Origin of the sequence: Nitrosomonas mobilis (genome assembly GCF_900103035.1) — a bacterium.
GTDB classification, from domain to species: domain Bacteria; phylum Pseudomonadota; class Gammaproteobacteria; order Burkholderiales; family Nitrosomonadaceae; genus Nitrosomonas; species Nitrosomonas mobilis.
Genome location: NZ_FMWO01000049.1, coordinates 71,768 through 95,557, shown reverse-complemented (window position 1 = coordinate 95,557; position 23,790 = coordinate 71,768). Strand labels below are relative to the sequence as shown.

The following is a 23,790-nucleotide window of genomic DNA, read 5'->3' as shown; positions in this document are numbered from 1 at the left end:
CTTAAAAATATTATCTGTATCGTTTATTCAATGACAAACAGCGGCTCACCATACTCAACCGGTTGTCCATTTTCCAGCAAAATGGCTTTGATCTTACCGTCTCGGTCAGCCTCAATTTCGTTCAGGAGTTTCATTGCTTCGATAATACATAAGGCATCACCCATCTTGACAGTCTGCCCGACTTCGACAAAAGGCTTAGCTCCCGGCGCTGAAGAACGATAAAACGTACCAACCATTGGTGATTTCACAAGATGCCCTGAAGGCAGACCAACAGACTCCGCAGGATCCAATTTCTCTGCGTCCTCAGCCATAGACGTCGCAGAAACAACCGCATTAATTTGCTGTGGCGCTACCGCTGCCGATTGCGTGTAGGTTATCGATTTACTAATTCGTACTTTTTCTTCACCTTCGGTAATCTCTAATTCGGTAATGCTATATTCTTCAACCAGCTCGATTAATTTTTTTAATTTTCTCAAATCCATATTTTTCTCCGAGATGCATTAGGGAAATTATTAAATCCTGTCCGGCAGGACACAATCATCAGTGGCTACTTTCCAGTGCAAATCTTAACGCAAGCTCATATCCAACCGCACCCAGGCCACTGATAACACCTACCGCAATATCAGAAAAACAGGATTTCCGGCGAAAAGCTTCACGCGCGTAGATATTGGAAAGATGTATCTCTATAAAGGGCAGTTGAGTAGCGGCAAGCGCATCTCGCAAAGCAATGCTGGTATGAGTCAGCCCGGCGGGATTGATAATAATGAAATCCGTGCCATCGCACATCGCAGCCTGTATCCGATCAATCAATTCATGCTCGGCATTGCTCTGCAATGTCGCCAACTGGATAGCAGCAGCCTGCGCCATTTCTATCAAATTCCTGTTAATATCTTCCAAGGTTGTACGCCCGTACACTTCGGGTTCGCGTACGCCCAGCAAATTCAAATTAGGTCCATGCATAACCAGGATTTTTGTCGCCATGCTGTTACTTGTTAACTGGTTGAATAAAAATGTGGCTTAACACCACGACTGAAATCAGTACCTGACTGGAAAGCTAGCTGACCATCATCTCAAATACAACTCACGGCAACGCAGCTACAAGCCATCAGCTTTTTTAATTAAAAATGAGCACGTCTCGGAATTATGGCCTGCAAACCTAATATTGTACAGATTTTTATGTATTTTCTCCGAAGTTAACGAAAGATATATAATTTAACTTCCTGAGCAGTTGTGATCACGGCATGAGTACATGCCTATCAAGTGGAAGAGTGTCGTGAAAAAGGATTTTATTGTAATCGGTGCCGGTATTATTGGCCTTACCATGACGGCCAGATTGCTCGAGGCCGGTGCTTCCGTCACTCTGCTGGAACGGAATACCGTTGGTAGCGAAGCATCTTGGGCGGGTGGCGGCATCTTGTCAACGTTATTCCCCTGGGATTATCCGGAAAGCGTGAACCAGCTGACAATGTACAGCACCTCACTCTACCCGCATTGGACTGCTGCGCTCGAGGCCCAAACCGGCATCGACCCCGAATACCAAGTTTGTGGACTACACATCCTGCATCCAGACGAGAATGATCAGGCAAGAGCACGAAACTGGTGTGCTGCCCACGCAGTTGCAATCAAGCCACACCCTCTTTTCCTGGATGAGGATGAACTGGTAAATACCAATAAATCTCGCTCAGACCAATCGACACATGCTACATTGTTTATGCCGAGCGTAGCACAAGTACGCAACCCGCGTTTATTGCGCGCATTAAAAATACGCATTGAGCAACTCCGTGGCGATATTGTCGAGCATTGCGAAGTATCTCGTTTGAACAGTCGTGATCTGAAGGTAACTGGATTACAGACTTCCCGTGGGCAGATAACCGGCGATCAGTACATTGTGGCTGCAGGTGCCTGGAGTAGCCAGTTACTTGGCGAGCACGCACTCAACCTTGATATTAGGCCAATTCGTGGTCAGATGCTGCTGTACAAACTCCCACAAAGCCCGATCCAATCTGTCCTTGCAGAACGAGCACATTACCTCATTCCTCGGCAGGATGGTCATATTCTTGTTGGCAGCACGACCGAAGATACGGGGTTCAACAAAAACACCACTATCAAAGCGCGTATCCAGTTATCTGACTGGGCAGGCAACCTGCTGCCGGCATTAAAAAATACGCTACCACTGCAACATTGGTCTGGCCTCAGACCCGCTAGCTACAGGGATATACCGACAATCAGCCGTCACCCCGTCCTCAAAAATCTTTATATTAACAGCGGACACTTCCGCTATGGTGTAACCATGGCGCCAGGCAGTGCTGAGATACTATTAAATGAGATTATAGAGCGCACGCAACCGTTCTCCATCTCCCCTTATCAGCAAGGATGGCAGCCTGTTATCCATTCACCTGCTATTAAGGGCGCCTCTAAGAATTCAGAGTTCTAAGCAATACTAAGCACCAGGCGCGAATAAAAAATGCTGACGCAGCATATGAATGATATGCAAGGGAACATTTTTTGTGCGTGACGAAATCTGAATTTTTAGAAATACTCTTAAATAAATCTATCCAGATTAAGTGGTTCAGTCTTAGGCAAGGGAAATGTCACCGACTCAACCACTCCATCCAATTCCTCTATAACCACTCCGTGATCGGTCTGACTGACAGCTATCTCCTCCAGTCTTTCCAATACTTGCCGAACTAATATTTCCGGTGCAGAGGCACCCGCAGTAATTCCTACGCAACGCTTATCTCTTAGCCAGCTCTCCTCCAGTTGCGCTGCCTGATCGACCATATACGCATCTACATTCGCATTGCGAGCAACCTCACACAAACGATTTGAATTCGAACTATTTGGTGAGCCCACTACAATAACCAGATCACATAGATTAACCATTTTCTTGACGGCATCCTGACGATTCTGTGTGGCATAGCAAATATCATTCTTTTTTGGACCGGTAATACCAGGAAAGCGCTGCTTCAGCGACTCAACAACCCTGGCAGCATCATCCATGGATAAAGTGGTCTGCGTAACGTAAGTCAAATTATTTTCATCCTTAACTTGCAGGCTGGCAACATCATTAGTTGTTTCCACAAGGTAAATCAGACCTTTGTCTTTTTCAATCTGTCCCATAGTTCCTTCAACCTCGGGGTGTCCCTGATGGCCGATCATGATAATTTCCTTTCCCTCCCGGCTCATTTTGGCGACCTCGACATGCACCTTGGTTACGAGTGGACAAGTCGCATCAAATATTTTTAGTTCACGCTTGGCCGCCTCTCTGCGCACTTCATTGGAAACACCATGTGCACTAAAAATCAGAATGCTGCCTTCGGGCACCTCATGCAAATCCTCTACAAAAACTGCTCCCTTCTGCTCCAGACCCTCAACAACAAAACGATTATGCACGACTTCATGCCGCACATAGATCGGCGCCCCATGCATCTCCAGTGCGCGCTCTACAATTTCAATGGCACGGTCAACTCCCGCACAGAATCCTCTGGGATTTGCCAGCAGAACCTTGATCATTGGATTAACTCCCCATAAATTCGCCAAGAAAAGTACGTGTTAAACCAAGTTTATCCCAGCCCGGATACACGCACACAAAAACAGATGCAATTATACGTCGGGAGCCACCCCCAAGAACACTGAGATCTGAAAATTATTAAAATCCCGCAAATTTGTATTACACAGATCGGCACGCGCTGATCAAAAATACAACTCACCCCCTGCCCAATGCTCCCACCACCAACCTGTGTAAAGCTAAAGACAATCCAGACCAAGCCGTTACAGTATGAAAATTTCAAGGGATGAAATCATCATGCTGGTATCAATCGGTTATATCGTTGTCATAATATCTGTATTTGGTGGCTTTGCTCTGGCCGGTGGTCATTTAGGATCGCTGGTTCAACCGGTCGAATTACTGATGATTGGCGGAGGAGCGTTGGGCGCGTTCATCGTTGGAAATTCCGGCAAGGCAATTAAAGCGACGCTCACCGCACTGCCACAAATATTCAAAGGTGCAAAATATACCAAAGATGTCTATATGGAGCTAATGACACTGCTCTATGAAATACTGGGAAAAATTCGCAAGGAAGGCTTGATGTCAATCGAAGCAGACGTGGATGATCCTGATAAAAGTCCACTTTTCACAAAATACCCAAAAATCTTATCAGATCATCATGTCATCGAATTTATTACGGATTATCTACGCCTGATGGTTGGCGGCAATCTGAATCCAATGGAAATTGAAAATCTGATGGATGGTGAAATTGAAACGCATCATCAGGAAGGTGAAGTGCCCGTTCATGTTATCAGCAAACTCGGTGACGGCCTGCCTGCTTTCGGCATTGTTGCAGCGGTCATGGGGGTAGTACATACAATGGAATCAGTTGGTATACCTCCTGCTGAACTGGGTAAATTGATTGCTGCAGCGTTAGTTGGAACCTTTTTGGGCATTCTGCTTGCCTACGGCTTTATTGGCCCACTGGCCAGCCGTCTGGAACAAAGATTGCATGAGTCAAGCAAATTGTTTGAATGTATCAAAGTTACTCTGTTAGCAAATCTCAATGGCTACGCACCGGCGCTTGCCGTCGAATTTGGCAGGAAAGTATTGTTTTCTACCGAGCGGCCCTCTTTCATCGAGCTGGAAAGCCACGTCAAACAAAGCAAGGCAAAGTAGCTACACCGCAACTTTAAACCGGACTGCAAATGGCTGAAAATCTCACACAAAAACCTATTGTCATCAAACGTATCAAGAAAGTTACCGCCGTGCATCATGGCGGCGCATGGAAAATCGCTTACGCCGACTTTGTGACGGCAATGATGGCTTTCTTTTTGCTGATGTGGCTATTAGGCTCCACCACGCAAGGCGATAAGGAAGGTATCGCAGATTATTTCAAAACACCGCTGAAAGTTGCTTTACAAGGCGGAGATACCAGTGGCGACAGCTCCAGCATTCTCAAAGGTGGCGGAGAAGATCTGACGCGACAAACAGGGCAGCGTAAACGTGCTGACTTCGAGAACCTGAAACAGTCGGTTGATCTCAAAGCGGCACTGGCATTGCAGGAACGCATCGAGTTGCAGCAGCTCAAGAAACTAAAAAAGAAGATCGAGCGTTCCATTGAAAATAATCCTGCGCTCAAAAATTATAAGGCGCAACTTTTACTGGACATCACTTCAGAAGGACTACGCATTCAGATCGTTGATGAGCGGAACAGACCTATGTTCGCGATTGGCAAGGCTGAACTCCAGCCCTACACACGCGAAATTCTTCGTGAAATAGGCAAAACACTTAACGACGTGAGCAACAAGGTCAGCCTTTCCGGACACACCGATGCCACACCCTATCCCAGCGGGGAAAAAAGCTACAGCAACTGGGAGTTATCTGCAGATCGCGCCAATGCTTCTCGACGCGAACTGATCGCCGGCGGAATGCATCCTGAAAAAATGCTGCGCGTAGTTGGTTTATCTTCAGCGGTACTGTTTGACAAGAATGATCCATACAATTCATTCAACCGCCGCATCAGCATTATTGTCATGAACAAGAAAGCAGAAGAGTCCATCAATCGTGAAAACCAGAGCATGGAGATACAGCACTCGGGTGAGATTGATCCGGCGATCATCAAACAAAACACGCAGCTCCAGCAATAACCGGCAACATCAAACCGTGACCTTGAATCATTCAGTCATAAAAGCTATCGCCGTACAACTGGCCAGCCTGACAATCACAGCACTGGCTGTCACCTTGCTGCCATGGAGCATCAGCTGGTTTCAGGCAGCAGGGTTACAGGGTGGTATTGCCGCTATGATCAGTTTCTGCTTGCCCGCGACACCGTATTGGTGGCGGCTCATTCATCTGGCTTTTGTGCCAACGCTGCTCGTAGCCTCATTATTACAATTACCTCCTTACTGGTATCTGATCGGATTTATCATCCTGGCATTGATTTTTGGCAGAATTTATCGCACACAGGTTCCACTTTTCTTATCCAGTCAGCAAACTATTCGTGCGCTTGCTGAATTACTCCCGCAAAAACAACCCTTCAGCATGGTTGATCTTGGCTCCGGTTGTGGAGGAGTGATTTGCAAACTGGCCAAGGTTCTACCTAATGGCCGCTATGACGGTGTTGAGACCGCGATTCTCCCCTGCTGGATTGGCAAACTTAGAGTTCGTCTATTTCACCAGGCCTGCCGGTTTCGCTGGAAAAACATCTGGCAACATAACCTGAGTTCCTACGATGTGGTCTATGCCTATCTTTCCCCTGTGCCTATGCCTGACTTATGGCAAAAGGTTACCCAGGAAATGCGCCCAGGCAGTCTATTTATCAGCAACACCTTCTCTGTACCGGGCGTCACACCTGATTACAGTATTGCTCTCAATGATTTCAGCGGCTCCGCACTGCATGTGTGGAAAATAAAGTGATAGGACAATAATGGATTTCCACCGGATTAGTTGAATTTGAAAAACGCCACTCCCATCGTTTCACTCGCACTCGATGCAGCCAGCTGAACACCAGTTTCATCCAAAATACTCAAAAAACTACCGACACTAAAACAAATTTGCCCGTCCGCCACAGGCACATAAACACGTGCGCTCTGAATTTCATCTGGTATATTTCAGACAAACCCGCTCATTCCCGGGAACAAGTTTATTTTTCAAAACAGGACTTTTATTCCTGCCGCCGCTTTCACTTCTGAAATATACTCTTTGCTAGTCAGATTTTTGCGGTTATATTCTTTATTTATCAATAAATACAAATGGTTGTATCTCATAGAAACCAAAATTATATGAACAGGCAGTATATGAGGGATTTATAAATTTCAGATGATTGGCCTGCACCATGTACAACCACATCACAGTTAAATCTCAGCGATACCTATTCTCCCCTTCAGAGAGTTTTTTGGTCTTTAATAGCATCCGGCAGATTCCACAAAAAACGCCCGGAGTTCAGCAATTGCTTCCGCAATAACTCCCAGTCCTGCGCTTTGTTTCTGGCCGTCTGGCAGCGCAGCAGGCGCACGCGCAGGGCCGTGTCCTGCTGCGCAAGAATGGCTGCCCAGAGAGCATCCTCAACGTTGTAGCGCCGGTTTTCCTTGAGACAAAGTGGAATAATGCACTGAACCGGTACTGCCAGATCAGTGGCAACTGTCTCTACCACCGCGCGAATGTTGCTGGCCTTGATATTGGTTTCATCATTGAGATCATAAGGCGGATGCCACTCGTTGAAGGGCCGCAACAGATCGATATGGCTCACGGCAACCAGCAGTGGCGGCGGGCGACGATGCAGATGCGTGGTCTGATGAATACGCAATGTGTCCAGCAGGCTACGTTCACCTTGTCGATCAGGGCGGTTGGCGGCGGTGACCCAGATGATCAGATCTGCCTCCAGCGCGATCTGCAGCATTTTCTGCTCATCAAAATGGACGCTGTCGATACCAGGACTATCGAATATCAACGCCTGCGTCAGTCCTTCGTGCATCAGCAAGGCTGGTGCATACAGAGAAGTCGTACCGGGCAGCACATCGGTAGCTGCAAACAACTTTCCGTAGAGCGCGTTGATTAGACAGGATTTCCCGGTATTGCTTCTTCCTAACACTAGAATGCGCAGCGGCTCTTCTTCCACAACGGTCTGTGTTTGCCTGACCCGCTCCAGGTCTTCGCGGGATGACGCAGTGGACGATAGATCGGCAGGCTCGGCCTCTGCTGCTGCAAGCGGCTGATGACCGCTGTAAAGATCGATTGCGTAGTAACCCACCTTGCGGATATACGCGCGCAGAAACCAGCGGTGAAATTCACTGCGCGCAAGACCAAAGCTGCGCTCGCGAAAATAACGCCAGAATTCACCAAGCAACGCATTAATGGGATTGACCGCCACTCTGCCGACTCGGTAGAAGTTGTAGAACTTCTCCGCTCGCGTTTTCCAGCGATTCGCCTGCAGGCAGTCCCCGATGGTCAGACGGTGGCTGAAGGGGATCGTGTTGACCACGTCCTGACGCAGATCGCGGCTGGCCTGCTCGATGATCAGCAATGTGTGCGGCACGGTCAACTCCAGTATCGGCCGTTCAGCCTGCGGAAAATAGCAACGTGCCACCGTATCCAGGGTACGTTTACCCAGCGCCATCACCCAGTCGAGATTATCCAACGGCCAATCCTCCGGATTACAGTTGTCCGCGAGCTGCTCAATCTGTTGCCAGACTTCGCTGGCGCGCGGCGACCAGTCGGAGTTGGCCTCAGTCAGTAATGTATTCAAGGTTGCGCGATTGCGCCGTGCTGCCCAGAACTGCAAACCATAGGCTATCGCACCACAAACCGCCACGACTGCGAACCAGATCAGCAGATAGCCGTGCTGCCAAAGCCACCAGATACCCAGGCCAAGTGTCGCCAGCGTTGGCAGAAAAAATAACGCCAGAGCAGTCAATTGCAACGGGCTGACCCATTTGCGCCAGAAATTCATTCTTTGGCATTCCTGTCGACGGTCGTACGCAACCGCTCAGACAGAATGACGCGACCAGCTTCAAGCGATTCGGCATAAATACGCCGCAGCATTTCCGGATCAACGTTCAGACCCTGCTTACGCTGCTCAAAGAAATAGATCGACGCCTTGCCGAGCGCATACGTTGCCGCACCGCTGGCGCCCGCTCCCCAGGCCGCACCCACTGTCTGACCGACAAACGGGATCAATTTTGTGAGAGTACGGCCGACCATTTTGCTTAAATAGGCGGTTGCCACGCCGGTACCGAGCAAGCCAACGAATTCACTGACGGCACGACTATCCCAGCGTTGCCGGTACAATACGGCGAGGCTGTGCAGCAATTTTGCCTGTAGCGCGGTAACCGCCACCAGATCGACCACTGGCAGTGCACCCAGCCCGGCAGCTGCAAACGCATAACCAACAGTCTGCTGATGTGCGGCGCGCGCGTACAAATCACGCACCGCCTGCTCCCCGCTGAGCTGTTGTTGCAAACCTAATGGCAACAATGCCTCAATAGCCTGCCACAATGCTTCCAGACCATAGTTCGACGGCACCAATCCATCTTCCGGCAAGGTGAGATCAACAGGAACCCAATACACTGGCGCATCGCCAGAAAGGCTGGCTGCCGCCGCACGTTGCGCAAGCAATGCGCGCCTCAATTCAGATGGAATCGATTCTGGCCAGGGCTTCAGCGCATAGGGCCACGGCAGAATGTGTCCGGTTGCCTCAGGATAAAGCTCGTGCAGACTGGTCTGTACTATCAGCAACGGCCATTGTGGATGCTGGCGGCGGATATCACCGACGACGGATAAAATCTCCTGCTGCTCGATATCTGCGGCTTTCATCACCACCAGCAGTAAATGTGCCTGCTGGTCACAATATTCGATATCCTCGGCAGGATCGTAATCCACCTCGCCAATTCCGCGGGTATCGAGAAAACGTACAATGGGAGCAGTTTCCGGAAAATCATAAAAGCGAGAATGACGGGTACAAGGCTGAAAACCATTGCCGATCTGCGCAGTCTCACTGCCGGTCAACGCCCGGATAATCGAAGTTTTTCCAGATTGCGTCTTGCCCAGCAGCCATAACACTGGTGGCGGCAGCTGCTGCCGCGCCGCTCGCAGCGACGCTTCCAGCTCGCCCTCATCCACCGCAGGCTGCAACAGCAGTGACTGCAATTTTCCCCACTGCTCCTGCCAGTTCCTGAAGTAATCGAGGTAACTCAACCGCAACTCCCGAAAGAAAATAAGAAATCAGTCAATCTCTTTGACTCAGTAATTTCATCGTGCGGTACCGAAGGTATCGCCACGGCTTATTTCCGAAGGTTACAGCATAATCGGAGGCGCGCTCGCACCACCGCGGCAACCTTAGCCTCAACTTCTTGGGCGCTGATGTCAGTACGCGTTTTAGCTCCCGCGATAAACATTGTTGAATCTATTTCTGCAATGAAGTCGAGGATGTATTCCGGCTGTTCGGTACCCAGCTTATAGTATATCTGGAACTGCCCCTTGACGGACTTGAGCCACTTCAAGGCAGCGCGTAAAGCCATCAAACAGCATCTGTCTGATACAGACTGACCACAAGCACCGTTTCCCGGAAATGATGGGCCGTCTGGCCTGCTGTAACAGTGTAGTGATACCTCTCGCTAATCAAAATTAGATTTAGGGGGGATGCGATAACCGGCTGATTTGTTTATAATCAGTCCATGCCAAATCGTTATCACCTAACGCAACAAGAACTCGATGAGCTGGAATACGAGCATTGCCATACCAGCGACCAGCGGTATGCGGATCGAATCAAGGGCGTGTACTTGCTCGGCAGTGGCTGGCCAGTCGGTCGAGCCGAGCGGATTCCCATCCTCTGTGACAACGCCCGTTACTACCATACCCGGTTAGTGAAGGACTACCTGGCGAATTCCAGAATCGAACTTGTTTTCCTGCCGCCTTATTTTCCTACCGCCTTATGCCCCAACCTTCATTGACACCCCTTCAGTATTTACTGGTTGCCGGTCTGTTGCTAATTGTCGCACTGTTACTGCTCGGACTGATGCTGTTTCATGCGGAGATCCTGGTGCGCCTGGGATTGATAGGCAATCTCTGGTATTTCATGCTTTTGGCAATGGGATTGGCTGTGGCAGTGTTTTCTAATCTGGGACTCAAGTCTTATAGCCGTTACACAGGCAAGGTATTCGGCGGCATGCTAGAGCTGGGCGGGCCAGCGGTGCTTATGCTGGTAATCGTGGGACTGGGTTTCAAGTTCGTAGAACCCCCTCTGGCCCGCTTTGATCTGACGGTTTTCGTGCATGGCGAGGCCGGACCACAAGCCATCGTTTTGCGTAATCAGGGCGCCCTGTTGCTTGACCTGGGTGCCGACCGGCGCCGCGAGACAATTGGCGACAAGGGGGAAGTACGCTTTGTTGGCATCCCTAACGACCAGCGGGGCAGGACAGTACCGGTTTCCCTGGAAGCGGAGGGATATGAGCTCGTCGATCCAAAAGCCGGGGTGAGGCTATCTGCGGAAACTGCCTATCTCGCGGTGCGCCCGGCCTCCCTGCAGCTTAGCGGCCGGGTGCAGGATGAAAAAGGCAGAGCGGTGCCTGGCGCGAAATTACGGCTGTCGACTTATACCGCTCGATCAATGGAAGACGGCTGGTTCAGCTTCAAGGTTCCAAGCAATCTTCCCATAAGCGAACGGACATTGTATGTTACTGCACCCGGTTTCGAACCATCCCATCTCCAGATAACGCCGGGGGCTAATCAGCTTACGGTGGTACTAGAAAAAGAATATATTGAACGAGTCCACCAATACACAATAAGGTAAGTCGCATGCACCCTATCCAGGTTTGGCCATTGGCGCTTGTCGTATTTCTCCACGCATCCTCTGCATGGGCAGCGGCCACGCTCATGGGTGTGGTACGAGAAAACCAGTTGGGCGGAGATCTGGTCAGGAATGTTTCGGTAAGCGCCCTGGGAGCTAACCCCGTGGTAACCGGCGCCGATGGCCAGTTTGTGCTGCACTTCCCGCAACGCAAGCCAGGTGAAAACGTGAGCATTGGCGTATCACGTAATGGCTGGGTCGTTGTCAACGACATTCAACTCAATCGCGCCCTTCCTGCAAACGCGTCGCAAAGCCCCCTGGAAATCCTGATAGCAAAGGCAGCGGAACGCGAGACATGGGCGCTGCAGTTCTACCGGTTGCAAGGTGAACGCGTCGTGGATGCGCGCTACAAAAAGGAGCTGGCGGCGGCAGGCTTGGAAGAACGTGCGCGCCTGCTGCGCGAACATGACCAAGCCCGCGCACAGGCGGATGAGCTGGCACGCCAGTTGGCGACCCGTCCTGCGGGCAGCGGAGGCGAAGACTACCAGAAGGCAGCATCGCTGTTTCTCGATGGCAAGATCAATAAAGCCCTGGAAATCCTGAGCGAGGAGCGATTGAAGCAGCAGGGGGCGGATGCGAAAAAGCTGCACGAAGATACCATGCGCAGCTGGCTGCTGCGCGGGCAGTTGCTGGCGGTGAAGTTTGATTTTGACGGGGCCACCCGTGCCTATGACGAAGCGGTGGCGTTTGCTCCCAGCTCTTACGAGGCCTGGTTTGCTTATTCATTTTTCCATCAGAGACAGAACCATTTCAAGGAATCCCACTGGGGGTATAAAGAAGCGCTCAGTCTTGCTCGTGCAAGTGGCAAGAAGGAAGTTGTGGCGAGGGCCCTCAACAACCTGGGCAACCTGCACGGCGATGAGAAACGCATGGCGGAGGCGCGGAAAGCCTATAAGGAAGCGTTGAAAATCCGATGCGCTCTGGCGCAGCAGAACTCGAACGTCTACTTGCCAGATCTAGCGGTGACCCTCAATAACCTGGGCGTCCTGCACCGCGATGAGAACCGCATGGCGGAGGCGCGGGGCGTTTTTAAGGAAGCGTTGAAAATCCAACGCGATCTGGCGCAGCAGAACCCGGACGTCTACTTGCCCGCTGTGGCAACGACCCTCAACAACCTGGGCCTCCTGCACTACGCCGAGAACCGCATGGCGGAGGCGCGGGACGTTTTTAAGGAAGCGTTGAAAATCCAACGCGATCTGGCGCAGCAGAACCCGGACGTCTACTTGCCCGCTGTGGCAACGACCCTCAACAACCTGGGCCTCCTGCACTACGCCGAGAACCGCATGGCGGAGGCGCGGAAGGCCTATAAGGAAGCGTTGAAAATTTATCGCACCTTCGCCCAAGTCGCTCCCGCCGCTTATGAGCCTGATGTCCGTCGCGTTCAGACCAACCTCGACGCACTGCCTTGATGCCTATAAGGGGTGCTTCCACAGGACCTTTTATAGACTCGATTAGAAAACAATTTAAAGGGAGTTTTAGAGTGAAGCTTATTGATTGCATCTAATCAGATTAAATAATACCTGCCAAGCCACATATTACACTTTGCATTATGTAAGGAAAGCACTCATAAGCCGACTAATCACCTAAAGCGGTAATAGAAAAAGATGCTTCTAAAAATTTCCGTTTACATGCACCCCGTGTCGTTTCACCACAATTAACGGCCTGCCGCATAATTCTGACAAAAGTCATTCCCGACTGAGGAGTAGCGATGATAAACAATGTAGCAGGACGAAATATTTGCAGTGATTTCAAGCTCGCCACAACCTGTGAATGGCTGGTTACCAATGCCATCGGCGGGTATGCTTCCGGCACAATTTGCGATACCAATACACGGCGTTATCACGGCTTGTTAATAGCTGCATTTTCGCCACCCGTCGCGCGCACCCTTCTGGTTGGCGCGCTCGATGTCACCGTACATTACGCGAATGAATCGTATCAATTGCCTACCCATGAATTTGTTGACGGTACGGTCGATCCACATGGTTATCTGTTGCTTGAGTCCTTTCATCTTGATGATGGTATACCCGTTTGGCGTTATGCGATACGTGACGCTTTGATTGAGAAACGGATAATGATGTCACCTGGCAAGAACACTACTTATGTGCATTTTACGGTACTGCGCGCCAGCTCTGGACTTGACATCGAAATGATGCCACTATGCACTTATCGCGATTATCACAGCCAGAGTCATGGCGAATGGGATATGGACATACGTGAGATTGTAAATGGTATTGAAGTAGCCGCTTTCTCCCGCGCGCATCACTACCGGATAACCTGTGTTGACGCCGAGTTTAAACGCGACCCCGCCTGGTACTGGAATTTCAAACACCGCGCAGAAAGTGAGCGTGGTTTGGATGATAACGAAGATCTATTCCGGCCAGGCTACTTTATGCTAAGCCTGGAACCCGGTGCGCAGACAACCGTCGTGTTATCCGCCGAATCTGCGCCACCTGAAGATTTCCTGAACGTACAGGCGAATGTCCGCAAGCAACAGACAGCGCAGCTTGCCGCCCTCCCCCATGATGCGCCCGGTTGGATCGGTCAACTGGCATTGGCAGCGGATCAGTTTATTGTTGAGCGCCACCTCGATGGCAAACCCGCCGGAAAAACGATTATTGCTGGTTATCCCTGGTTCAGCGATTGGGGACGCGATACCATGATCGCACTGCCTGGATTGACGCTTACAACCGGGCGTTTTGATGTGGCTGCCAGTATTTTGCGCACATTTTCTCAATATGTCAGCGAGGGCATGCTGCCCAACCGTTTTCCAGACAGCGCAAAAGCGCCGGAATACAATACGGTGGATGCGGCGCTGTGGTATTTCCAGGCAATCCATGCCTACACGCAGTTCAGTGGCGACCTGACGCTGGCAGCCGAACTTTATCCCACGCTGGGGGACATTATCGACTGGCATCAACGCGGAACACGCTACGGAATCAAGGTTGATAGCCGGGATGGACTGCTGGCCGCCGGCGAAGCGGGTGTGCAATTGACTTGGATGGATGCCAAAATCGGCGACTGGGTCGTCACGCCACGGATTGGCAAGGCAGTTGAAGTGAACGCGCTTTGGTATAACGCCTTACAGATCATGGCCACCTTTGCCGCCGATTTTGACACTTATGCACGAAAGACCGACTACCAGTATGCGGCCTCGCAGGTTAAGACGGGTTTTCAGCGCTTCTGGAATGATATGCGCGGTTGCCTTTACGACGTAATTGATGGCCCTGAAGGTAAGCCTGACCACGATGGACGGAATGCTGATGATCGCTTGCGACCCAATCAATTGTTTGCGGTTTCTCTGCCACACAGTCCGCTGGAAGCCGCACAGCAAAAATCGATCGTCGATATATGCGCCCGTGAGTTGCTGACCTCCCATGGGCTGCGCAGCCTGGCGCGTGGCGAACCTGGTTACGCACCGCGTTATCAGGGTAACCCATTGCAACGCGATAACGCCTATCACCAAGGCACGGTATGGGCATGGCTGATCGGGCCATTTATCGACGCACATTTCCGTGTTTATCAAAATAAAACGATCGCCGAATCTTTTTTGCAACCTCTTGCGCTGCATTTGTCGACAAGCTGTGTCGGCAATATCAGCGAAATCTTCGATGCCGAACCGCCTTTCGCCGCGCGTGGCTGTATCGCCCAGGCATGGAGTGTGGCCGAGGTGTTGCGTGCCTGGCTGAATCTACAAACCCACGAAACTACGTTGCAATTAAGCCATCACGATGGACGCAGCAATGTCAGAAAAAATAATTAAGACAACTGCTGTCAAAAAAATCAAAAAGCTCGGTGCAGAAGGCCTGCGTATGCAGGCACGAAACACCAAAAATACTGCCTGGGATCATTGGGGGCCTTACCTGAGTGAACGGCAATGGGGCACTGTACGTGAAGATTACAGCGCCCACGGTGAGGCATGGGAATACTTTCCTCACGATCACGCACGCAGCCGCGCCTACCGTTGGGGTGAGGACGGGATCGCCGGATTCAGTGACGATAAACAGCGCCTCTGTCTCGCGCTGGCGTTATGGAATGGCCAGGATACTATCCTGAAAGAGCGGTTATTTGGCCTGACCAACAACGAAGCCAATCACGGTGAAGACGTCAAGGAAATTTATTACTACCTGGATGCGACGCCGAGTCATTCCTATCTGAAGATGCTCTACAAATATCCGCAAGCTCAATTTCCTTATGCGCATCTCGCCGAAGAGAACCGACGACGTGGGAAAGACCAGCCAGAATATGAATTGATGGATACGGGTATCTTCGATGACGATCGTTATTTCGATGTATTCGTTGAATACGCCAAGGCCGATGTCGATGATATTCTGATGCAAATCACGGTGCATAACCGCAGTACCGAGGACGCACCGCTGCATGTGCTCCCGCAAATCTGGTTCCGTAATACCTGGGCGTGGGATCATGGCGCCACGCGACCGAAAATTTATGCCAAAGCACATCAGCATATTATTGCCGAACATCCGGCACTGACTGAATACCATTGCTACCTGGAAGGTCAGCCGGAACTGTTATTCTGTGAGAATGACACCAATGTGCAACGCCTGTACAACACACCGGCAACCGGTTATTTCAAAGACGCCTTCCATCAATACATTGTCGATGGCCATCCGCAAGCGGTGAATCCTGAACAAACCGGCACCAAAGCAGCGGCACACTACGTTTTTACCATCCCCGCGCAGGACAAAATCGAAGTGCAGCTACGATTGACCAAAGCGGATTCAGCAAAACCCTTTAACGATTTTGCAAAAATCATGCAAAAACGCCGCGCAGAGGCCGATGCGTTCTATGCTGATCTCCAGCAAGACTTGACGGACGCCGACGACAAACTGATTCAGCGTCAGGCATTGGCCGGCATGATCTGGAACAAACAGTTCTATTACTACGACGTGCCCCGCTGGCTCGAAGGTGACCCCACCATGCCGCCGCCACCAACCGAACGCTGCCACGGCCGCAACCACGAATGGTCCCATCTCAATAACGCCGACATCATCTCCATGCCGGATAAATGGGAATACCCTTGGTATGCGGCATGGGATCTGGCTTTTCATTGTGTTGCACTGGCAATGGTTGATTTACAGTTTGCCAAGAATCAGTTACTGCTGATAACACGCGCCTGGTATATGCACCCTAACGGCCAGATACCAGCCTACGAGTGGGCTTTCGGTGATGTCAATCCGCCCGTGCATGCCTGGGCGGTGTGGGAAGTCTACAAGGCAGAACGTGATGCCAGCAACGGCAAAGGTGATTTGGCCTTTCTCGAACGCTCCCTGCACAAACTGCTGCTCAATTTCACCTGGTGGGTTAACCGCAAAGATATCGATGACAACAATATTTTTCAGGGCGGATTTCTCGGGCTGGATAACATCGGGGTGTTTGATCGCGGCGCACCATTGCCGACAGGCGAGTACATTAATCAGGCCGACGGGACGGGCTGGATGGCTATGTATTGCCTCAACCTCATGCGTATTTCATTAGAACTGGCACAATATAATCGTGTCTACGAGGACATCGCCACCAAATTCTTCGAACATTTTTTGTATATCGCTGCGGCGATGGATAATATCGGTGATCAAGGTGTCGGGCTATGGGACGTGAATGATCAATTTTTCTATGACGTATTACGCTTTCCAAGCGGAGAAAAAATGCCGCTTAAAGTACGCTCCATGGTCGGTCTGATCCCGCTCTGTGCGGTTGAAATTCTCGACCCCGAATTGCTGGACAAACTACCGGATTTTAAACAGCGGCTGGAGTGGTTTTTGGCGCATCATCCCGGCTTATGTGCTTTGGTATCACGCTGGTATGAACCCGGAGAGGGTAATCTCCGCCTGCTATCCCTGTTGCACGGGCATCGTATGAAGCAGCTGCTGAAGCGCATGCTCGACGAGACCGAATTTTTATCTGATTACGGCATACGCTCACTCTCCCGTGCACACATGGAAAGCCCTTACGTATTTGACTGCATGAATAACCCGCTCAGCGTCCAATATCAGCCAGCGGAATCGGAGTCGGGATTGTTTGGTGGCAACTCTAACTGGCGCGGCCCCATCTGGTTTCCGGTGAATTATTTATTAGTAACTTCGCTGCGCCGCTTTGCTGAGTATTATGGGCCGGAATTCAAAATCGAATACCCAACCGGTTCAGGACTATTCATTTCCATCGATGAGGTGGCAGACGCAGTAGCCAACCGCCTCATTCGGCTATTTCGGCGTGACGGCGAAGGTCGCCGCCCCATTTTCGGCACGCTGGAGAAATTCCAGATAGATCCGCACTTCCGCGATCATCTCCTGTTTTACGAATATTTCCACGGCGACAACGGACGTGGTGTCGGTGCTTCGCACCAGACGGGATGGACAGGATTGATTGCCAGACTGTTGCAACCGAATCGACGTGGTCAGGAGCAAGAAAATGAACACAAAAATCATCTCCACGATAACCCGTAGTTTAGAAAACGCAATCTGCCGAGGTAATCGATGGCTGCATGCGGGTAACTTATTACAGCTCCTAAGAATGACTGGCTGACATGATGCGTACTCTCGTCATTGATATCGGTGGAACCCACGTCAAAGTTCTCGTGAGTGAACAAACGGCTCATCGTGAGTTTTCTTCCGGGCCAACATTAACACCCAGGCAGATGGTCACACGCGTGAAAAAGCTCACTAACGACTGGCAATATGATGTCATATCCATCGGCTATCCCGGCCAGGTGCGACACAATCAGCCACTAGCGGAACCCCACAACCTGGCAACCGGTTGGGTATCGTTCGACTTTGAGCGCGCACTCAAACGACCAGTCAAGATTATCAATGATGCAGCCATGCAGGCATTAGGCAGTTTTCACGGTAGCAAGATGCTATTTCTTGGACTGGGCACTGGGCTTGGCTCTGCTTTGATTATGGACGGTGTCATCGTACCGATGGAGTTGGCCCATTTGCCTTACAAGAAGGGTACATTCGAGGATTATGTAGGCACCCATGCGCTGGAGCGTATGGGTAAAAAGAAATGGCGCAAACAGGTTGCCGATGTAATCGAGCGATTAACCGCAGCTCTTCTGCCCGATGAGACCGTGCTTGGGGGCGGCAATATCAGGAATCTGAAAAGACTACCAGCTGGCTGCCGGAGAGGTGACAATACCAATGCATTCACGGGGGGCTTTCGCCTTTGGGAAACCTGACAAAATGTTAAACAACCCAGGGCAATATGGCAGGAAAAAATTTTTTCAATTGTCATTTCAATTAAAACAAGGATATTTATGCAAATCGCAATGGTAGGTTTAGGGCGTATGGGCGCCAATATGGTGCAACGATTAACGCAGAAAGGCCACGAGTGTGTGGTGTACGATGCCAATACCGATGCCGTCAAAAAACTCACCGCTCCCGGCGTAATTGGCGCGGCATCACCGGAAGATCTGGTCGCCCGACTGGCTAAGCCGCGTTCAATCTGGCTGATGATTCCCGCAGCGCGAGTGGATCAATTCCTGACTGAACTTACTCCCCTTCTCGACGAAGGCGATATTGTCATCGATGGCGGCAATTCGCATTATCACGATGACATCCGGCGTAGTCACGAATTGAAACAGCATGGCATTCATTATCTGGATATTGGCACAAGCGGCGGCATTACCGGTTTGCAGAACGGCTATTGCCTGATGATCGGCGGTGATCAGACAATAGCACAACAACTCACGCCAATCTTCGAAGCACTTGCACCTGGAATCGATGCAGCTTCGCCCACGCCAGGCCGGCAATTAGGCGCCAGCACGGCTGAACAAGGCTATCTCTATTGCGGACAGCATGGTGCGGGTCATTTTGTCAAGATGGTGCACAACGGCATTGAATATGGCGTCATGGCCGCCTATGCCGAAGGCATGAATATTCTACATCATGCAAACATCGGCAAGCGCGCCCATGATATCGACGCCGAAACCACTCCGCTTCGCAACCCGGAATATTACCAGTATGACCTGAATTTGGCAGAAATAGCTGAAGTCTGGCGCCGAGGTAGCGTGATTCGTTCATGGCTGCTGGACCTCACCGCGAGGGCCATGCTGTCTGATCCTGATTTAAAGGATTTCTCCGGTCGCGTGTCTGATTCAGGAGAAGGACGCTGGACACTTGAGGCAGCTATTGACCAGGCCGTGCCCGTACCGGTTTTGAGTGCCGCACTTTATGAGCGCTTCAGCTCGCGTGGTGATGCAGATTTCGCCAATAAGATATTGTCTGCCATGCGCCATGAGTTCGGCGGCCATATGGAAAAACCGATTAAGCAATAGCAGAGACGAGAATATTCCATGAATACACCTCATTCCGACGCATTTGTTTTCTTCGGCGCAACCGGCGATCTGGCCTACAAAAAAATATTCCCTGCGTTGCAGGCCATGATTCGACGCAATGATTTTAATGTGCCGATCATTGGTGTGGCACGCTCAGGCTGGACACTGGATCAACTGCGTGAACATGCGCGCAACAGTCTGGAACAGCATGGCGGGGTCGATGAAACCGCATTTGCCAAACTGGCCGCCCAATTACAGTATGTCGATGGTGACTATCAGGATGCGGCCACGTTTGAGCAGCTGAAACTGGCGCTTAACGGTGCCACGCACCCGCTGCACTACCTCGCGATTCATCCCGGCATGTTCGAGACTGTCGTACAGGCACTGGCAAACTCCGGTTGCACCCAGAATGCACGCGTCATCGTCGAAAAACCATTCGGCCGTGACTTGGTTACGGCGCATGAACTCAATCGTTCACTGAGATCAGCGTTCCCGGAGGAGTCGATTTTTCGCATCGATCATTATCTGGGAAAAGAAGCGATTATGAATATTCTCTATTTCCGCTTTGCCAATTCCTTTCTGGAACCAATCTGGAACCGTAACCACATCGACAGCGTACAGATCACTCTATCTGAGGATTTTGGCGTCAAGGAACGTGGTGCTTTTTATGAAACCACTGGGTGCCTGCGTGACGTGATCCAGAATCATCTATTTCAAATTATTGCGTTACTGGCAATGGAGCCGCCCGCTTATCGGGGCTATTCTGCCGTGCATATCCAGAAAACAGAAGTATTTCGCGCCATGTGCGCACTGAAACCAGATGATCTCGTACGTGGCCAATACATTGGCTATCGCGAAGAGCAGGGAGTAGCCGCCGATTCCGACGTGGAAACTTTCTGCGCCTTGCGGCTGTTCATCGATTCGTGGCGCTGGGCTGGTGTACCCTGGTATTTACGGTCCGGCAAGTTCATGCGTGAATCAGTTGCCGAGGTTCTAATTCAACTCAAGCCGCCACCCTCAAAGTTATTCGCCGATTCACAACCAACGGATGGGCGTGCAAACTATCTGCGATTCTGGCTTTCTCCTAATTCTGCTATTGCACTTGCCGCGCGCGTCAAGCGTGAAGGCAAGGAATTTGTTGGTGATCAACACGAACTTTACCTGGGGGGTGAACGCATCATCCGCCAGGAAAGCGAAACCCCTTATGAACGTCTGTTGAGCGATGCCATGGCAGGCAATAATGCACTTTTTGCCCGCGAAGATGCGGTTGAAGCGGCCTGGGCAGTAATTGACCCGGTCCTGTCATCACATAGCCCGGTTCACCTCTACCAGCCCTACAGTTGGGGACCTAAGGAGGCTGACACACTGATTGCGCCCAACGGTAGCTGGCATAACCCCAGCCCCGGACGTATGGGGGCATAACGGTATCAGGCTGGAATATCTTATTGCGCCATTACGGGCGATATGCGTAAGTAAAAATTTTATATTTAACAGGAGCTATCATGAACCCCACCCAACAACTGCATGCACTTGGCCAAAGCCTATGGCTCGACAATATCACTCGAGAATTGCTGACAAGCGGCACACTGGCGCGCTATATCAAAGAATTCACCGTGACAGGACTCACCTCCAACCCCAGCATTTTTGATCATGCGATCCGCAATAGCGATTTTTACGATGCAGGCATTCGCAAGAAGGCAGCAGCAGGTAAATCCGGAGAAGCGCTTTTTTTCGAACTGGCACTGGAAGACTTGACTCAGGCTGCCGATCTGCTACGCCCGGTTCATGACGCTACCAACGGTATTGACGGCTGGGTATCACTGGAAGTATCGCCGTTACTCGCACATGATACGGCGGGCACAATTCAGGCAGCCGAGCAATTGTATGCCCAGGCGCAGCGTCCTAATCTTTTCATCAAGATTCCAGGCAACGCAGCGGGTATTGCCGCAATCGAAGCAAGTATTTTTGCTGGTATACCGGTAAATGTAACGTTGCTGTTCTCCCGTGAGCACTATGTTGCCGCAGCTGAGGCTTATCTGCGCGGTATAGAACGACGCCTCGCTGCCGGACTTGATCCCAAAGTCACCAGTGTAGCCTCCCTTTTTATCAGCCGATGGGATGTCTCCGTTCAAGGCAAAGTACCCGAAACCCTGCGTAACCGTCTCGGTATCGCCATCGGCATGCGTACCTATAAAGCTTATTGTGAGTTGCTGGCAACGCCACGCTGGCGACAACTCGCTGATGCTGGCGCAACACCGCAACGCTTGCTGTGGGCCAGCACCGGCACCAAAGACCCCGGCGCACCGGACACGCTTTACCTTGAAGCACTCGCCGCACCCAATACCATTAACACCATACCCGAGAAAACTCTGCTGGCTTTCGCCGATCACGGTGCCGTTAAGCACGCTCTGCCGCTGGATGGTGGCAATGCCGAAACCCTGCTGGCTGAATTTATGCAGGCCGGTGTGAACCCTACCGCACTTGCCGCACAGCTTCAGCAAGAAGGCGAGCAGTCTTTTGCAAAATCCTGGAACAGCTTGATGGCCTGTATCACGTCAAAATGTACCGCACTCACTTGAGTTCACTTCCATTAACCCAATAGGAGCACAAATGAACCACTACCCGAGGTCGTCATGCCGCGCTTGCCCACACCGCAATACGTTGAAAGGGCAAAAATCCTTGGTGACAGGCCCCAATTCAGGTATCCGGTAAAAGCGTTGCCATCAATCTCACACAGGGAGGTGCGGATACCGCTGTTAATTATATCGGCTCGGCTAAGATCGCCAACAAGGTAGTCGCAACGATCCTGTCCGGTGGTGGGAATGCGATTGTGGTCCAAGCGGATGTTTTCAGCGAAAATCAGGTACGAGCGATGTTCCGGCAAACAATTGGAACTCTTGGCACGGTCGATATTCTGGTGACTAAACAACCACCGGCTAAAGCCGGTGGTTTTAACCTTATGATGGACAATAAATTCATCAAACTTGCTGTCCTCGCCCTGATAGTAGTGATGCTTTCCGGCTGTATTGGTGGAATGTTAATTTCGACCGCAACACGTTCAGGTTATGGGCTGTATAACGATCATACCAAGGCGGGGAAAATTGCTAATGTGATAATGGGTCCAGGGGATATGCAGCGAATGCGTGCCCAGCTTGTAAATGCGAATCATGTTGCCATTCTGACTGATTCTGAAATGGCGATGTCATTTGCAGATATCTGGCTGGATGCTGGCAGACAGGCGACCGTTCTTCTGGAACACAGCAATCCTTCAATACTGTCGAAAAAAAAGGTAAAAGTGATTCTGATCGACTCATGCAAGCGAAATGTGGATGCAGCTGTTTTTGGGAACATTAGAAATCGGCAGGCAGTCTCGCCAAGTCAAGTTAAAAATCAGATACCAGCCGAGATGGAAGCCGATTTGTATGTTTACTCCTGCTATCGTCAGAAATTTGAATCATCTTCCTTCATTGTTGATTTACATACCAAGGGGCAAGTGGTGAATAATGAGATTGAACAATCCATTGGTGCGGGTCTGGCCGCCAAACTGATTGAAATCACCAGATAACGGCATTTTAAACAGCTACCTACCATCAGGAGAAATGAGTTGAATAACAAAACGGGATTGATAGTAGCAGGCATTTTTGTCATGCTCAGCGTTTGGTTTTATTTCACACCACACCGCGTTGTTGACAATATGAGAACCGCTGCTGAATCCAAAAATGCAGCCATGCTATCCAGATATGTTGATTATCCGGCATTGAAGGAAAGTTTGAAGGTCAGCGTGAATTCAACACTATCTCCAAACAAACCGGATAAAAGCAGTGGTGATCCTTTTGCCGTACTGGGAGCAGCCCTGGCCGACGCTTTCATTGAGCCAGTGATCGATAAACTGATTACCCCGGAAGGTCTGTCGATGATGTTGCAAGGTGCTGTGCTGCAGTTGAATGGAAATGGTAAAAACAACAAATCATCCGCAGCAGATTTTGCGACATCGATGGGTTATGAAAGCTTTGGAAGTTTTGTTGTAACCATTACCCGAAAAGCGTCGAAAGAATCACCTGTCACACTCATTTTCAGCCGGGAAGGACTGTTTTCGTGGAAGCTTACAGGGGTACGATTGCCCGTTTAAGTTCGAAATAATAGCTGAAAAATCAGGAACAAAAAGAA

General features: G+C 50.6%; 20 protein-coding genes. 15 read left to right on the top strand and 5 right to left on the bottom strand.

The annotated features are described in order from the left end of the window. Window positions 1-23 precede the first annotated feature (23 nt). Together accB and aroQ are read right to left on the bottom strand one after the other, a co-directional pair. A complete protein-coding gene (accB, locus tag NSMM_RS08285; protein WP_090286479.1) occupies window positions 24-482 on the bottom strand; it encodes an acetyl-CoA carboxylase biotin carboxyl carrier protein in 459 nt (152 codons plus the stop codon). 58 nt (window positions 483-540) lie between these two features. Beyond that, complete coding sequence (aroQ, locus tag NSMM_RS08280; protein WP_090286477.1) at window positions 541-981, bottom strand: type II 3-dehydroquinate dehydratase; 441 nt, start codon at window positions 979-981, stop codon at window positions 541-543. A 292-nt stretch (window positions 982-1,273) separates the two neighbouring features. Between aroQ and thiO the strand changes: the two genes are divergently transcribed. Then, window positions 1,274-2,434, top strand: a complete 1,161-nt coding sequence (gene thiO, locus NSMM_RS08275; protein ID WP_090286536.1) for a glycine oxidase ThiO — start codon at window positions 1,274-1,276, stop codon at window positions 2,432-2,434. 107 nt (window positions 2,435-2,541) lie between these two features. Here thiO and ispH read toward each other — a convergent pair whose 3' ends face one another. Next, window positions 2,542-3,513: a 4-hydroxy-3-methylbut-2-enyl diphosphate reductase gene (gene ispH, locus NSMM_RS08270; RefSeq protein WP_090286475.1), complete on the bottom strand. Its 972-nt coding sequence runs from the start codon at window positions 3,511-3,513 to the stop codon at window positions 2,542-2,544. Window positions 3,514-3,805: 292 nt separating this feature from the next. Here ispH and motA point away from each other — a divergent pair, with 292 nt between their 5' ends. Genes motA through NSMM_RS08255 form a run of 3 tightly spaced genes read left to right on the top strand, consistent with a single transcriptional unit; the run spans window position 3,806 to window position 6,406 of the window. Next, entirely contained in the window at window positions 3,806-4,666 is an 861-nt protein-coding gene (gene motA, locus NSMM_RS08265) for a flagellar motor stator protein MotA (protein ID WP_090286534.1), read from the top strand. A gap of 29 nt (window positions 4,667-4,695) precedes the next feature. Then, entirely contained in the window at window positions 4,696-5,637 is a 942-nt protein-coding gene (gene motB / locus NSMM_RS08260; protein WP_090286473.1) for a flagellar motor protein MotB, read from the top strand. A gap of 16 nt (window positions 5,638-5,653) precedes the next feature. Beyond that, a complete protein-coding gene (locus tag NSMM_RS08255) occupies window positions 5,654-6,406 on the top strand; it encodes a class I SAM-dependent methyltransferase (RefSeq protein WP_090286471.1) in 753 nt (250 codons plus the stop codon). A gap of 466 nt (window positions 6,407-6,872) precedes the next feature. Here the strand turns inward: NSMM_RS08255 and NSMM_RS08250 are convergent, their stop codons facing one another. Together NSMM_RS08250 and NSMM_RS08245 are read right to left on the bottom strand one after the other, a co-directional pair. Next, the gene (locus NSMM_RS08250; protein ID WP_090286470.1) at window positions 6,873-8,438 is read right to left on the bottom strand and encodes a GTPase family protein; all 1,566 of its coding nucleotides are present in this window, start codon (window positions 8,436-8,438) and stop codon (window positions 6,873-6,875) included. Further along, window positions 8,435-9,682, bottom strand: a complete 1,248-nt coding sequence (locus tag NSMM_RS08245) for a GTPase family protein (protein WP_245654737.1) — start codon at window positions 9,680-9,682, stop codon at window positions 8,435-8,437. The genes NSMM_RS08250 and NSMM_RS08245 overlap by 4 nt, the downstream gene beginning before the upstream one ends. Window positions 9,683-10,161: 479 nt before the next feature. On the opposite strand from NSMM_RS08245, the gene NSMM_RS15175 reads away from it, so the two are divergent. From NSMM_RS15175 to NSMM_RS08190, 11 genes are all read left to right on the top strand, one after another. Beyond that, window positions 10,162-10,437, top strand: coding sequence for a hypothetical protein (locus NSMM_RS15175; RefSeq protein ID WP_143001898.1), 276 nt, complete (start codon window positions 10,162-10,164; stop codon window positions 10,435-10,437). Then, complete coding sequence (locus tag NSMM_RS08235; RefSeq protein WP_176753898.1) at window positions 10,434-11,276, top strand: carboxypeptidase-like regulatory domain-containing protein; 843 nt, start codon at window positions 10,434-10,436, stop codon at window positions 11,274-11,276. Before NSMM_RS15175 ends, NSMM_RS08235 begins: the two co-directional genes overlap by 4 nt. 29 nt (window positions 11,277-11,305) lie before the next feature. Beyond that, the gene (locus NSMM_RS08230; RefSeq protein WP_176753897.1) at window positions 11,306-12,742 is read left to right on the top strand and encodes a tetratricopeptide repeat protein; all 1,437 of its coding nucleotides are present in this window, start codon (window positions 11,306-11,308) and stop codon (window positions 12,740-12,742) included. 299 nt (window positions 12,743-13,041) lie between these two features. Continuing rightward, window positions 13,042-15,093, top strand: a complete 2,052-nt coding sequence (locus NSMM_RS08225; protein ID WP_090286460.1) for an amylo-alpha-1,6-glucosidase — start codon at window positions 13,042-13,044, stop codon at window positions 15,091-15,093. Beyond that, window positions 15,074-17,794 (top strand): MGH1-like glycoside hydrolase domain-containing protein, encoded by a 2,721-nt coding sequence (locus NSMM_RS08220; RefSeq protein WP_245654736.1) that lies wholly within the window; start codon window positions 15,074-15,076, stop codon window positions 17,792-17,794. The genes NSMM_RS08225 and NSMM_RS08220 overlap by 20 nt, the downstream gene beginning before the upstream one ends. Window positions 17,795-17,874: 80 nt before the next feature. Continuing rightward, window positions 17,875-18,525: an ROK family protein gene (locus NSMM_RS08215; protein ID WP_090286458.1), complete on the top strand. Its 651-nt coding sequence runs from the start codon at window positions 17,875-17,877 to the stop codon at window positions 18,523-18,525. Between the two features lie 78 nt (window positions 18,526-18,603). Further along, window positions 18,604-19,623, top strand: coding sequence for a phosphogluconate dehydrogenase (NAD(+)-dependent, decarboxylating) (gnd, locus tag NSMM_RS08210; protein ID WP_090286456.1), 1,020 nt, complete (start codon window positions 18,604-18,606; stop codon window positions 19,621-19,623). Window positions 19,624-19,641: 18 nt separating this feature from the next. After that, a complete protein-coding gene (gene zwf, locus NSMM_RS08205) occupies window positions 19,642-21,045 on the top strand; it encodes a glucose-6-phosphate dehydrogenase (protein ID WP_090286454.1) in 1,404 nt (467 codons plus the stop codon). A gap of 80 nt (window positions 21,046-21,125) precedes the next feature. Next, window positions 21,126-22,202 (top strand): transaldolase, encoded by a 1,077-nt coding sequence (tal, locus tag NSMM_RS08200; RefSeq protein ID WP_090286452.1) that lies wholly within the window; start codon window positions 21,126-21,128, stop codon window positions 22,200-22,202. A gap of 116 nt (window positions 22,203-22,318) precedes the next feature. Next, window positions 22,319-23,188 (top strand): SDR family oxidoreductase, encoded by an 870-nt coding sequence (locus NSMM_RS08195; RefSeq protein WP_090286450.1) that lies wholly within the window; start codon window positions 22,319-22,321, stop codon window positions 23,186-23,188. Between the two features lie 39 nt (window positions 23,189-23,227). Further along, the gene (locus NSMM_RS08190; protein WP_090286448.1) at window positions 23,228-23,752 is read left to right on the top strand and encodes a DUF2939 domain-containing protein; all 525 of its coding nucleotides are present in this window, start codon (window positions 23,228-23,230) and stop codon (window positions 23,750-23,752) included. The last annotated feature ends 38 nt before the right edge of the window (window positions 23,753-23,790 follow it).